This window comes from Geodermatophilus sp. SYSU D01106, from assembly GCF_054049995.1.
Genome location: NZ_JBJGYM010000012.1, coordinates 35734 through 48030 on the forward strand (window position 1 = coordinate 35734; position 12297 = coordinate 48030).

Here is a 12297-nt window from a genome sequence, read left to right on the forward strand (position 1 = left end):
GTGACGACCGCGACCGACACCCCCGCCCGCGCCACCAGCGGGCAGCTGGCCACCTTCCGGCTCGACGGCGACCTCTACGGCGTCGAGGTGGAGCACGTGCAGGAGGTGCTGCGCAGCCAGAAGCTCACCCGGGTGCCGCTGGCGCCGCCGGCCGTCGCCGGCCTGATCAACCTGCGCGGGCAGGTGGTGACCGCGATCGAGCTGCGCGAGCGCCTGGGCCGCCGGCCCCGCCCGGCCGACACCGACGCCGTCGTCATCGTCGTGCGCCTGCACGGCGAGGCGGTGAGCCTGCTGGTCGACTCGATCGCCGACGTCGTCGACGTCGACGCGGCCGACTTCGAGGCCCCGCCGGACACCCTCGACGGCCAGGCCCGCGAGCTCATCCGCGGCGCCTACAAGCTCGACGGGCAGCTGCTGCTCGCCCTCGACGTGCAGAAGGCCGTCGGTGCGTGACTGAGAGTCACCTACGGTTCACCTGACGGAGCACGACACGCGGCCGTCACCCTCCGCCCCTCCGGCGATCGGGTGACGGCCGCGTGGCGTCGCGGGGTGATCACCTCCACCCTGGACGCGCTGCCCCCTTCCCGGGCGGCGCCGTCGGAGGGGGAGACGTGCCGTACACGCTGGTCAGTGCCGCCACGCTGGGCTTCGACCTGGTGCGCCTGCCCGGCGGCCGCGCCGCTGCCGACGTCCTGCTCACCGGCCTCGCCGCCGGGCCCGCCGAGCTGACCGCGCTCGCCGCCGGCGCCCGGTCCCGCGACGCCGACCGCGACCAGCGCGCCGTCCTGGCCGTGCGCTCGCGCCGCGCCCGCGAGCTCGCCGCCACCGTGCCGCAGCTGCGCTCGGTGACGCCCTCGGCCGGCGACCGCGCCGCCGTCCTCGTCACCCAGCTCGAGCGCGGCACCATCGGCACGGTCGCCGCCGTGGAGCGGGTGCTGCGCGAGGACGTGCTCGGCCCGGAGCACCGCGCCTACGCCGAGGCCGACCCCGAGGTGCGCGAGCGGGCCGCCGAGGTGCTCGCCGACGCCGTGGTGGGGGAGTGGGCGGCCGGGGTGCTGCCGCCGCTGGTGCGCCGCGAGCTGGTGACGCCGTTCGCCACCGCGGTCCCCGACGCCGCCGTGCGCGGTGCCGGCGCCGACCTCGGCCCGGCCACGCCCGAGCTGTCGTCGCTGCTGGCCACGTTCTCCTCGCTGGACGCCCGCGGCCGCGACCGCTGGCGCGCCGCCGTCGACGACGGGCGGCCCGAGCAGCGCCCGTGGGCCACGGCCATGCACGAGGCCTCGTGGGCCGCGCACGTCTCCGGCCGCACGCGCGCGCTGGCCACCGCCCAGCTGCTCGCCGTCCGCGCCTTCGCCGCGGGCGGCCTCGACGCCCGGGACGGCGCCTCCGGCTCGTGGAACGCCCTCGCCGGCGTCGTCCAGGGGGTGGCGATGGGCGACCTGCTCGACAGCAGCGCCCTCGGCGTCCTCCTGGCGCCCTGGCACCGCGTCACCGGCCGCTGACCCCGCCGCCGACGCCCCGCGCCGGCCCTCCCGCGCCGCCCCCCAGCGCCGCCGCCCTGTCGATCATCGGCTGCGTGCACGGGACACGCGTGGACACGCCGGGCCGGGCGGCAACCACCCGCATCTCGGGGCCCTCGGCGCCCCGCCGCGTTGATCATCGGCTGCGTGCACGGGACACGCGTGGACACGCCGGGCAGGCGTGCACGCATCCGATGATCACGACGGCGGCCGGGTCGTGGGCGGCCGTCCCGCGGGCTCCCCGTGACCGCCGGCAAGACGTGCCCCGTCCGGCGCACCCGCACGCGACCGTGCAGGTCAGCGCCGTGCCCACCGCCCCGCCCGCCGGCGGCCCTGTCGACATGGGAACGCCCGCCCGCCGCTGACCCGCCACCGCCGTAACGGTTGCGCGGGACGCGTCAACACGACGGGTGGGGCGGCCGACAACTCCTGGGACAGGCGATGCGGGTGGGATGCCCGAGGCCGTTCCGGATCAGCTCCGGAAGTGACCTTGACCCCCTCTCCCGCGGTGCCGAGACCCCGAGGAACGGCTCCCCCGCCGTTGCCGGCCGAGCAGGAGGACGTGTGGACCCGATCCGGGTGCTGGTGGTCGACGACTCGGTCGTCGTCCGCAAGATCGTGACGGACGTGCTGTCCTCCGATCCCTCCATCGAGGTCGTCGGGACGGCGGTGAACGGCAAGCTCGCCCAGGGCAAGGTCGACGCGCTCAAGCCCGACCTGATCACGATGGACATCGAGATGCCGGAGATGAACGGCATCGAGGCGGTGCGCGCGATCCGCGCCCGCCGCAACCGCGTGCCGATCGTCATGTTCAGCACGCTGACCGAGCGGGGTGCGTCGGCCACCCTCGACGCCCTCTCGGCCGGCGCGAACGACTACGTCACCAAGCCGGCGAACGTCGGCAGCGTCGCGCAGTCGATGGAGAGCGTGCGCGAGCAGCTCATCCCCAAGATCAAGGCGCTCACCGGGCGTCCGGTGGGCCTGCCCGGCCTCGCCGCCCGCCCGGTCGCCGCCCCGGTGGCCCCCCGCCCGCCGGCGCCGCGCACCGCCCCGCACAAGGCGCCCGCGGTCCTGGTCATCGGCTCGTCCACCGGCGGCCCCGAGGCGCTGGCCAAGGTCGTCCCCGCGCTGCCGGCGACCCTGCCCGTGCCCGTGCTCCTGGTGCAGCACATGCCGCCGGTGTTCACCCGCCAGTTCGCCCAGCGCCTGGACCGGCTGAGCGCCCTGCGCGTCGTCGAGGCCGTCGACGGCTCACCGCTGCTGCCCGGCACCGTGCACCTGGCCCCCGGCGACCACCACCTGACCGTGCGCGGCACCGGCCGTGGCGCCGTCACGATGCTGTCCCAGGGCCCGCCGGAGAACTTCTGCCGCCCCGCCGTCGACCCGCTGTTCCGCTCCGCGGTGGCCGCCTACGACGGCGCCGTCCTGTCGGTGGTGCTCACCGGCATGGGGTCCGACGGCCGCGCCGGCGCGGCCGTCATCCGCGACGCCGGCGGCACCGTGATCGCGCAGGACCAGGCCACCTCCGTCGTCTGGGGCATGCCCGGCGCCGTCACCCAGGCCGGCCTCGCCGACGAGGTCCTCCCGCTCGACCGCGTGGCCGAGGCCATCACCCGCCACCTGGCCTCCGCGCAGGCCCGCGCCCTCCCCGGCACCCCGCCGCAGCCCGCCCACCTGACCCTCGCGACGGGAGCCCACCGATGACCCTCACCGCCACCCGCTTCGACTGGGTGCGCCAGCTGGTGCACCGGGAGAGCGCCATCGTGCTCGCGCCCGGCAAGGAGTACCTCGTCGAGGCCCGCCTCCTCCCGCTGGCCCGCAAGATGGGCCTGTCCGACGTCGACCAGCTCGTCGACGCCGTGCGCAGCCGCCCGCGGCCCGACGACACGCGCCAGATCGTCGAGGCGCTCACCACCAACGAGACCTCGTGGTTCCGCGACGGCGACCCGTTCACCGCGCTGACCTCCACCGTGCTGCCGGCGCTGCAGTCGGCGCGCGGCCCGGCCGAGCGGCTGCAGATCTGGTCGGCCGCCTGCTCCAGCGGGCAGGAGGCCTACACGATCGCGATGCTGCTCGAGGACGCGATGCCGAACGCGGCGACGCGGGTCTCGATCACCGCCACCGACATCTCCCGCGAGATGGTCGAGCGCACGCGCGCCGGCCGGTTCAGCCAGCTCGAGGTCAACCGGGGGCTGCCCGCGCCGATGCTGGTGCGCCACTTCCAGCGGGCCGGCAGCGAGTGGGAGGTCTCGCCGACCCTGCGCCGCATGGTCGCCACCCGCGAGTGCAACCTGGCCGCCCCGCTGCCGCGGATGGGCCCGTTCGACGTCGTCTACCTCCGCAACGTCCTCATCTACTTCGACCTGCCCACCAAGCAGGCGATCCTCCGCCGGGTGCGCGAGCTCATGCGCCCCGACGGGTGGCTGTTCCTCGGTGCCGCCGAGACCACCCTCGGCGTCGACGACTCCTGGAGCCGCGTCGTCATCGGCCGGACCTCCGCCTACCGCCCGCTGAAGGGGGCATGACCGTGCGCGCTCTGGTGATCGACGACTCCCGCGCCATGCGGCGCATCGTGACCGGGACCCTCGAGGGGTTCGGCTACGAGACGCGGCAGGCCGGGCACGGCCAGGAGGCGCTCGACGTCCTCCACGAGGGCTGGGTGCCCGACCTGTGCACCATCGACTGGAACATGCCGGTGATGGACGGACTGCAGTTCGTCAACGCCGTCCGCACGAACCCGGCCTGGCGGGCGGTGACCCTCATGATGGTCACCTCCGAGAGCGAGCACGGCCAGATCGTGCGCGCGCTGGCCGCCGGCGCCCACGAGTACGTCATCAAGCCTTTCACCGCCGACGCCATCCGCGACAAGCTCGCGCTGCTCGGCCTGCTCCCGCAGGAGGTCTCCCTGTGACCGCGATCGACGCCGGGCCGCGCCGCCGCGCCGGCGACCGCCCGCCGGCCGTCGCCGAGCTGATCGACGAGGCCACCGTCACCGAGATCACCGAGCAGGCGTGGCTCGCCCTCGTCGGCGAGGACGAGGTGCTCGTGCCGCTCCCGGCGCCGCTGCCGGCCGACACGCTGAGCTCCTGGGTCGGCATCACCGGCCCCTGGACCGGCACCGTCGTCCTCACCACCGGCCGCGACACCGCCGTCGAGCTCACCCGCGCGCTCCTGCGCGAGCACGCCCCGGAGGTGCTCGAGGACGAGGACGTCGACGACGCCCTCGGCGAGCTCGCCAACGTGGTGGGCGGCAACGTCAAGGCCGTCCTCCCCGGACCGTCCGCCCTCGGCCTGCCCGAGGTCGGCGCCACCCCGCCCGCCGGCTCCCCAGCCGACACCCTCCGCGTCGACGTCCTGTGGCGCGGACAGCCGCTCACGGTCTCCGTGCAGTCCCCCCTGCACACCGAGGAAGAGAACGAGGTGCCCCTGTGAAGATCCTGGTCGCCGACGACAGCCGCGTCATGCGGCAGATCGTCATCCGCACCCTGCGGCAGGCCGGTTACGACGACCACGACATCGTCGAGGCCGAGGACGGCCGCGACGCCTACGAGAAGGTGCAGTCCGAGGGCCCCGACCTGGTCCTGTCGGACTGGAACATGCCGAACATGACCGGCCTGGAGTGCCTGCAGGCGCTGCGCGGCGCGGGCTCCTCGGTGCCGTTCGGGTTCGTCACCTCGGAGGGCTCGGCCGAGATGCGGGAGAAGGCCGCCGACGCCGGCGCGCTGTTCCTCATCGCCAAGCCGTTCACCGCCGACACCTTCTCCGAGCACCTCGACGCGGTGCTGGCATGACCGCCCCGCTCACGGTCGTCCTGCCGGACGCCAAGGCCGTCAAGGACATGCTCTCGGGTCTGGTCGGCAAGCCGGTCTCGGTGACGCCGGGCGCCCCGGTCACGCCCACCGAGAAGGACCCGGTCTCGGTCGCCGTCTACGTCAGCCCGACGATGGCCGTCAACGCCCTCTGCGTCATGGACCTGCCGCTCGCGGCGTGGACCGGCGGCGCGCTGGCCCTGCTCCCGCCCGGCGGCGTCCAGGACGTCGTCGAGGAGGACGGCGAGCTCACCGCGATGCTCACCGAGGCCCTGCACGAGGTCGTCAACGTCCTGTCGGCCCTGTTCAACGTGCCCGGCGCCCCGCACTCGAAGCTCTACTCGTCGTACGCCCCGGGCGACGACCTGCCGGGTGACATCGCCGGCATGCTCGCCGCCTTCAACCGGCTCGACCTCGCCGTCGAGGTCCCCGGCTACGGCAAGGGACGCCTCTCCCTGGTGATCCCGTAACCACGTCGTCCTACCGGACGACACCGCGGCCAGGAGCCGTCCCCGTCTGACGCGGAGCACCACCGTCGCGTCCGGCGGGGACCCTCCGGGCCCGCCACCGGCCACGACACCGTGACCGGTCGACATCGAGACTGCCCCGGGGCGGCGCAGGGACTCCCGTCCCCGCCGCCCCGGGCGCACCCGGACCCGCCGTCCGCCCGGACGGCACACTCCCCCCGTGACCCGGGACCTGCGCCTCTGCCTCGTCGGGGACTCCTTCACCGCCGGCGTCGGGGACGAGACCGGCGCCGGGTGGGTCGGGCCCGTGCTCGCCGCGCTGCGGGCCGACGGCACCGACGTCACCGGCTACCCGCTCGGGATCCGCCGCGAGACCTCCCTCGACATCGCCCGCCGGTGGTACCCCGAGGTCCGCGCCCGGCTCCGCGACGGCACCGACCACCGCGTCGTGTTCTCCCTCGGCGCCAACGACGTCTCCGCGCCCGCCGGGCGCCGCCGCGTCCCGCAGGAGCGCACGCTCGAGGTGGTCGCCGGCATGCTCGACGAGGCGCACGCCGCCGGCTGGCCCGCCTTCGTCACCGGACCGCCGCCCGGCGCCGACGCCGGCTGGACCGACCGGGCGCTGGCCCTGTCGGCCGCCATGGCGGAGGTGGCCGCCTCCCGCGCGGTCCCGTTCGCCGACCTCGCCGCCCCGCTCGCCGGCGACCCCGCCTGGGCGGAGGCCGTGCGCGCCGGCGACGGCGTCCACCCCGACGCGCGCGGCTACCGGCTGCTCACCGACGTCGTCCTGCCCCCGCTGCGCGCCTGGCTGACCTGACCGGCCGGCGTGGTCAGGCGGTGCTCAGTACGGCAGACGAGGGTGACGGCATGGGTCCTCATGCCCGCTCGAGCCTGGCTGCCCCGGGCGGCGGAGTCCCGGACGACGGCGGCTGCCGGCACGGGCGGTCGAGGAGGAGTGGGACGGCATGGACGGCGTGAGACTGCTCGAGACCGCGATGGAGAGCGCCGCTCAGCTCCCGGCGGTGACGCACGAGCACCCGTTCGGGCCCGAGTGGGAGGTGTTCAAGGTCGTCGGCAAGGTGTTCCTGCTCGCGACCGAGATGCCCGGCGAGCCGGTCGTGACCCTGAAGTGCGAGCCCGAGCACAGCAAGGCGCTGCAGCAGCAGTACGAGGAACTCGTCCCCGGCTACCACATGGACAAGCGGCACTGGCTGACCATCCGCGTCGGTGATGCGGTGACGCGGGAGCTCGTCGATGAGCTGGTGCGCAACTCGTACGAGCTGGTGGTGGAGGGGCTCCCCAGGGCGAAGCGCCCGACCGGTGCGAGGCAGGCGGACGGCGAGCCGTCAGGTGCCTGAACGAGGACGAGATGGACCCATCCGCCACCGCCGGCCGGCGTGGTCAGGCGGTGCTGACCGCGTGCTCCTCCATCGACGTCGGCAGGCACGCCCACACGTGCTTGCAGCCGTCGTCGACGTACCAGCCGTGGGCCACCGACAGCCGCGCCACGAGGTAGAGGCCCAGGCCGCCCTTCGCGGGGTCCCGGCCGACCGCGGGCGCCGGCATGGTGTCCGGGTCGCGGTCGCTGACGTCGAGCAGCCAGCCGCCGGTGCCGGCCACCACGGTGGCGACGACGGGCGACAGGCCGTGCCGCAGCGCGTTGGACGCCAGCTCGTCGAACGCCAGGATCAACCGGTCCGACGCCGCGTCCTCCGGGTCGCGCGGGAAGCCGAGCGAGCCCAGGTGGTCGCGCAGGCCGGCGCGCGCAGCCGGGAGCTCGGCGATGTCGCCCAGGTCCCAGCGCCACAGCTCACCGCGCCCGTCGGGCAGCGGTCGCAGGGGCCAGCTCGCTCGCGCCATGTCCTCTCTCCGCCGTCGTCCCGTTCTCGGACGGTCCCGGGGGTGCCCAGCCGGTGCGCTGCCCAACCGTTCCCGCCCCCGTGGTGTGAGGCGTCTCCCCCTCAGACGGGCGGCCGCACGGTGAACGCCACCACGGCGACGTCGTCCTGCGGAGTGCCCTCCAGCAGCCGGGCCAGCAGCTCGTCGCACAGCTGCGGCAGCGGCGCGCCGGCCAGCTCGGCCAGCGCCGCGTGCAGCCGCTCCGTGCCCTCGTCGAGGGTGCTGCCGCGCCGCTCGACCAGCCCGTCGGTGTGCAGCAGCACCGTCGTCCCGGGGGCCAGCGCCACCACGTCCTCCCGGCGCTCGGCCTCCGGGTCGACGCCGAGCAGCAGGTCGGCCTCCTCGTGCGCGAGCGCCTCGACCCGGCCGCCGGGCCACAGCAGGACCGGCGGCGGGTGCCCGGCGTTGGCCCACCGCAGCCGGGTGCCGCCGCGCTCCAGCCGGGCGACGGCGGCCGTGGCCAGCGTCCCGGCGTGCATGGTCGCCATCGCCTCGTCCAGGCCCCGCAGGACCTCGGCGGGGCCACCGCGGCTGGAGTGGGCGATGCCGCGGACCAGCCCGCGCAGCTGCCCCATCGCCGCGGCCGCCGCGGTGTCGTGCCCGACGACGTCGCCGATGACCACGACGGCGTCGCCGTCGGGGTGCCGGAACGCGTCGTACCAGTCGCCGCCCACGCGCGCGGCCTCCGCGGCCGGCACGTAGCGCACCACCACCTCGACGCCGGGGAAGTCCGGCGGGTCGGTGAGCAGGCTGCGCTGCAGCGCCTCGGCGAGCTGGATCTGGCGGCTCTGCCGGCCCACCCGGTCGATCGCGCGGCCGGCCTGCACGGCGACGGCGCGGGCGGTGGCGAGGTCCTCGGCCGACACCTGCCGGCCGGCGTCGAGGTAGAGCGACAGGACGCCGACGGTGCGCGACTCGGCCGGCAGCGGCAGCACCACCACCGACTCCGCCCGCAGCGCCCGCAGCATCTCCCGCGTGCCGTCGTCGGACATCAGCGCCAGGACGTCGGTCACGGCGGAGGACACCGGCTCGCCGGTGCGCAGCGCCCGCCCGACCGGCGACGACGGCGGCAGCGTGTCCAGCCGCACCCTGGCGTAGCGGGCGAGCAGGTCGCGGCGGTCGGGGTCGGCGTGCCAGGACCCGACGTCGCGGGCGCGGCCGTCCCGGTCGACGACGGTGACCACGCAGCCGTCGGTGAGGACCGGCACGACCAGGCGGGCGAGCCGGCCGAGGGCGGAGACGCCGTCGAGGGCGCCCGACAGCTCCGCGGCGACCCGCACCAGCAGCGTGGCGCGGGCGGCCGACCGGTCGGCGCGCTCCTGCACCGTGCGGCGGCGGGAGACGTCGGAGACGGTGAGCGCCAGCCCCTCCTCGGCCCGGGCGGCGCGCACCTCGTACCAGCCGCCGGCCGCCTGCACCGTGACCGGCTCCCCGGTGTCGGCGGCCTCGGCGCCGGCGGAGGCCAGCGCCCGCCCGGCGGTCCCCGGCACCTCGGCGAGCACCCGGCCCAGCAGCAGGGGCGACAGCGCGCCGAGCAGGCGCTCGGCGGCGGCGTTGAGCCAGGTGAGCCGGCCCGCGGGGTCCAGCGCGAGGACGGCGGCCGGCAGCCGGTCGACCAGCGCCGCGAGCGCGGCCGGGTCGCCCGGGGTGCGCCGGGTGAGCGGGACGGTGGGGAACGGCCCCGCGACGGGTTGGTCGGCCATCGCCCCTGGACCTCCCGGTGCCCTCCGGGGCGCTGCTGGCTCCCGCGGCCTCGACGGCGATCATGGCCCCCGCCGGCGCTCCTGCCAACGGTCCGGCGCGCGCGCCGCCTCACCGGGAGGGGGCGGGTCGGTACGGCAACCGAGACCGGGCCGCTCCGATGGGGCAGCATGTGTCCCCATGACCCCGGACGGCGCGGCCCCGCCGCCCGGCGACCTGCTCGTGCAGGCCGTCGAGGGCATGGACCGGCCGCTGTTCGTCCTCGACGGCGACTGGCGGTTCAGCTACGTCAACCCGGCCGGTGCCGCCGTCCTCGAGCGCACCGTCGCGGACCTCGTCGGGCACGCCATCTGGCAGGAGTTCCCCGAGGCCGTCGGCGGGCCGTTCGAGGAGCTGTACCGCCGGGTGCGCGCGACCGGCGTGGCCGGCGGCACCGAGGCCTTCTTCGCTCCGCTGGACCGGTGGTTCCGCGCCGACGCCTTCCTCACCCCCGCCGGCCTGGTGGTCACCTACGACGACGTCACGATGCGCCGGCGCACCGAGGAGGAGCGCGCGGCGGCGGTCGCGGCCCGCGAGCGGGCGGCCGCGGAGGCCGCCGCGTCCGCGGTGCTGGCCGCGACCTCGGCGCGGTACCTCGCCCTGCTCGGCGACATCAGCCAGGCGATGACCTCCACCACCGACGTCGACGAGGCGGTCGCCCGCTTCGCGTCCACCGTCGTCCCGGTGCTGGCCGACTGGTGCCTGGTGAGCGTGGTCGACCCCGACGGGACCCGCCGCGACGTCGGCCGCGCGCACAGCGACCCGGCGATGGTCGGGGCGATGCACCGCTACGCCGACCTGCGGGTGCGCACCAACCGGCCCAACGCCCCCGTGCCGACGGCGCTGTCGCAGGGCCGCCCGGTGGTCATCCCGCACCTCACGCCGGAGGACGTCGTCGCGATGACGGCCGACGAGGAGAGCCGGGCCGCCCTGGCGCCGCTGCGCCCCTCCGCCGTCGCCACCTTCCCGCTGCTCGCCCGCGGCGAGCTGTTCGGGGCGTTCACGCTGGTCAACGGGCCCGAGCGCGGGCCGCACACCGAGGCCGAGCTGCGCACCGCCGACATCGCCTCCCGCCGCGCCGCCCTCGCCCTCGACAACGCCCGACTGGCCACCGCCGCGCAGCAGGTGGCCGAGCGGATGCAGCACAGCCTGCTGTCCCCGCCGGTACAGCCCGACCACCTCGAGCTCGCCGTCCGCTACCGCCCGGCCACCCGCGGGGTGGCGATCGGCGGCGACTGGTACGACGCCTTCCTGCAGCCCGACGGCGACACCGTGCTGGTGATCGGCGACGTCATGGGCCACGACATCGAGGCCGCCGCGGCCATGGGCCAGGTGAAGACGCTGGTCCGCGCGATCGCCTTCGACCGGCTCGAGGAGCCCGCGGGCGTGCTGCGCCGGGTCGACCACGCGATCGTCGGGCTCGACGTCCCCGCGATGGCCACCGCGCTGGTCTGCCGCGTGGAGCAGGACCCGGCCGAGCGGGACGCCGGGGTGCGCCGGCTGCGCTGGTCGTCGGCGGGGCACCCCGACCCGATGCTGCTGCTGCCCGACGGCACCGTGCAGGACCTCAGCGCCCCGGTGGGACCGCCGCTGGGCATCGGCTGGCGCGGGCCGCGGGCCGACGGCGAGGCGGTCGTCCCCGAGGGCGCCACGCTGCTGCTGTTCACCGACGGGCTCTTCGAGCGGCGCGGCGTCCCGCTGGACGAGGGCCGCGACCGGGTGCGGGCGCTGCTGGCCGACGGCGGCGACCGGCCGCTGGCCGAGCTGTGCGACGACCTGCTCACCGAGATGCTCGCCGACGGCGCCGAGGACGACGTCGCGGTGCTCGCGGTGCGCGCCCACCCGATGCGGGAGGAGCGCCCCGCGGAGGCCGGGCCCGAGGTGCTGCCCCCGGTGGTCGGGCGCCCGGCCTAGCCGACGGTCCGCCTAGCCGCCGGTCCTCCTAGCCGACCGTCGCTGCCGCGGCCACCGCCGCGGCGATCTCGGCGACCCCCTCCTCGCTCCACAGGATCGAGTAGTGGTTGGTGCCGGGGACCTCCTGCGCGGCGATGCCGAGCCCGTCGAGGCCCATCCCGGCGAGCCGGGCGTCGTCGTAGAGGCCGGGCGTCTGGTCGAGCAGCCCGCGCGTGGCCCACAGCAGCGTGGCCGGGACCGGCAGCGCCCCGGTCGCCTCCAGCACCCGCTCGTTGAGCAGGACGTCGCCGCCGTCGACCCGGACCGCCTCGGGCACGCAGGCGCTGCGCAGCGGCGGCTCGCCGGGCGCGAGGTCGCGGGCGAGGTACGCGGCCACCGCGGGCTCGTCCACCCACGGGCCGACGGCGGGGTGCCCGGCCCAGAACGACCGGACGGCGGCCAGGTCGGGGAACGTGGTGCCGAGGCGGCCCAGCGACGGGCCGAGCAGCGCGGCGAGCTTCGCGTCGACGTCGGCCCCGGGCGGCTCGGGCAGCGCCAGCCCGCCGTCGACGAGCACCAGGCCGTGCACCCGGTCGCGGGCGGGGCCGGCGGCGGCCAGCGTGGCGACGAACGCGCCCATCGAGTGGCCGACGAGCACCGTGGCGTCGGCTCCGGCGTCGTCGTCGGCGCCGTAGCGGTCCAGCAGCGCGGCGACGTCGTCGGCGTGCCGCTGCAGGCCGTAGGGGCCGGGCAGGCCGGCGGAGCCGGCGCGGCCGCGCAGGTCGGGCGCGACCACCTCGAACTCGCCGGCGAGGGCGGCGGCCACCGGCGCCCAGACCATCGCGTTGGCGGTGATCCCGTGCACCAGCACGACGATGGGGGAGCCGGGGGCGTCGGCGGCCCAGTGCAGGGCGGAGAGCTCCCCGCCGTCGACCGGGACACGGACCTGCACGGGCTCGACCACGTCCC

Annotated in this window: 14 protein-coding genes; 11 read left to right on the forward strand and 3 right to left on the reverse strand. The window is 76.5% G+C overall.

Annotated features, from left to right (window positions below; genetic code table 11):
- The 10 genes from ACI78R_RS14005 to ACI78R_RS14050 all read left to right on the forward strand — a co-directional run bounded on the left by ACI78R_RS14005 (position 1) and on the right by ACI78R_RS14050 (position 7154).
- On the forward strand, positions 1–453 hold the full coding sequence (locus ACI78R_RS14005; RefSeq protein WP_217651365.1) for a chemotaxis protein CheW: 453 nt from the start codon (positions 1–3) through the stop codon (positions 451–453).
- 158 nt (positions 454–611) lie between these two features.
- A complete protein-coding gene (locus tag ACI78R_RS14010) occupies positions 612–1502 on the forward strand; it encodes a hypothetical protein (RefSeq protein WP_073422774.1) in 891 nt (296 codons plus the stop codon).
- Between the two features lie 582 nt (positions 1503–2084).
- Positions 2085–3224 (forward strand): protein-glutamate methylesterase/protein-glutamine glutaminase, encoded by a 1140-nt coding sequence (locus ACI78R_RS14015; protein ID WP_073422773.1) that lies wholly within the window; start codon positions 2085–2087, stop codon positions 3222–3224.
- On the forward strand, positions 3221–4045 hold the full coding sequence (locus ACI78R_RS14020; RefSeq protein WP_454553884.1) for a CheR family methyltransferase: 825 nt from the start codon (positions 3221–3223) through the stop codon (positions 4043–4045). Before ACI78R_RS14015 ends, ACI78R_RS14020 begins: the two co-directional genes overlap by 4 nt.
- Complete coding sequence (locus ACI78R_RS14025; protein ID WP_245794901.1) at positions 4042–4431, forward strand: response regulator; 390 nt, start codon at positions 4042–4044, stop codon at positions 4429–4431. The genes ACI78R_RS14020 and ACI78R_RS14025 overlap by 4 nt, the downstream gene beginning before the upstream one ends.
- On the forward strand, positions 4428–4952 hold the full coding sequence (locus ACI78R_RS14030; protein ID WP_073422771.1) for a chemotaxis protein CheX: 525 nt from the start codon (positions 4428–4430) through the stop codon (positions 4950–4952). Before ACI78R_RS14025 ends, ACI78R_RS14030 begins: the two co-directional genes overlap by 4 nt.
- On the forward strand, positions 4949–5311 hold the full coding sequence (locus ACI78R_RS14035; protein WP_336030516.1) for a response regulator: 363 nt from the start codon (positions 4949–4951) through the stop codon (positions 5309–5311). Before ACI78R_RS14030 ends, ACI78R_RS14035 begins: the two co-directional genes overlap by 4 nt.
- Positions 5308–5799, forward strand: a complete 492-nt coding sequence (locus ACI78R_RS14040) for a hypothetical protein (RefSeq protein WP_336030518.1) — start codon at positions 5308–5310, stop codon at positions 5797–5799. The genes ACI78R_RS14035 and ACI78R_RS14040 overlap by 4 nt, the downstream gene beginning before the upstream one ends.
- 217 nt (positions 5800–6016) lie before the next feature.
- Positions 6017–6613 carry a GDSL-type esterase/lipase family protein gene (locus tag ACI78R_RS14045; RefSeq protein WP_457041164.1) on the forward strand — a complete coding sequence of 199 codons (597 nt, stop codon included), beginning with the start codon at positions 6017–6019 and terminating at the stop codon, positions 6611–6613.
- Between the two features lie 148 nt (positions 6614–6761).
- Positions 6762–7154, forward strand: a complete 393-nt coding sequence (locus ACI78R_RS14050) for an MmcQ/YjbR family DNA-binding protein (protein ID WP_457041165.1) — start codon at positions 6762–6764, stop codon at positions 7152–7154.
- 43 nt (positions 7155–7197) lie between these two features.
- Here ACI78R_RS14050 and ACI78R_RS14055 read toward each other — a convergent pair whose 3' ends face one another.
- Entirely contained in the window at positions 7198–7656 is a 459-nt protein-coding gene (locus ACI78R_RS14055) for an ATP-binding protein (protein WP_454553880.1), read from the reverse strand.
- Between the two features lie 101 nt (positions 7657–7757).
- Complete coding sequence (locus ACI78R_RS14060) at positions 7758–9398, reverse strand: SpoIIE family protein phosphatase (RefSeq protein WP_336030525.1); 1641 nt, start codon at positions 9396–9398, stop codon at positions 7758–7760.
- A gap of 178 nt (positions 9399–9576) precedes the next feature.
- On the opposite strand from ACI78R_RS14060, the gene ACI78R_RS14065 reads away from it, so the two are divergent.
- Positions 9577–11349 carry a SpoIIE family protein phosphatase gene (locus ACI78R_RS14065; RefSeq protein ID WP_457041166.1) on the forward strand — a complete coding sequence of 591 codons (1773 nt, stop codon included), beginning with the start codon at positions 9577–9579 and terminating at the stop codon, positions 11347–11349.
- A 28-nt stretch (positions 11350–11377) separates the two neighbouring features.
- On the opposite strand, the gene ACI78R_RS14070 is transcribed toward ACI78R_RS14065, so the two are convergent.
- Positions 11378–12292, reverse strand: a complete 915-nt coding sequence (locus tag ACI78R_RS14070) for an alpha/beta fold hydrolase (RefSeq protein WP_457041167.1) — start codon at positions 12290–12292, stop codon at positions 11378–11380.
- Positions 12293–12297 lie beyond the last annotated feature (5 nt).

Coding starts and splice junctions, on each gene's coding strand:
- ACI78R_RS14055 (WP_454553880.1), bottom strand. CDS start 7,656: ATGGCGCGAGCGAGCTGGCCCCTGCGACCGCTGCCCGACGGGCGCGGT.
- ACI78R_RS14065 (WP_457041166.1), top strand. CDS start 9,577: ATGACCCCGGACGGCGCGGCCCCGCCGCCCGGCGACCTGCTCGTGCAG.
- ACI78R_RS14040 (WP_336030518.1), top strand. CDS start 5,308: ATGACCGCCCCGCTCACGGTCGTCCTGCCGGACGCCAAGGCCGTCAAG.
- ACI78R_RS14025 (WP_245794901.1), top strand. CDS start 4,042: ATGACCGTGCGCGCTCTGGTGATCGACGACTCCCGCGCCATGCGGCGC.
- ACI78R_RS14060 (WP_336030525.1), bottom strand. CDS start 9,398: ATGGCCGACCAACCCGTCGCGGGGCCGTTCCCCACCGTCCCGCTCACC.
- ACI78R_RS14050 (WP_457041165.1), top strand. CDS start 6,762: ATGGACGGCGTGAGACTGCTCGAGACCGCGATGGAGAGCGCCGCTCAG.
- ACI78R_RS14020 (WP_454553884.1), top strand. CDS start 3,221: ATGACCCTCACCGCCACCCGCTTCGACTGGGTGCGCCAGCTGGTGCAC.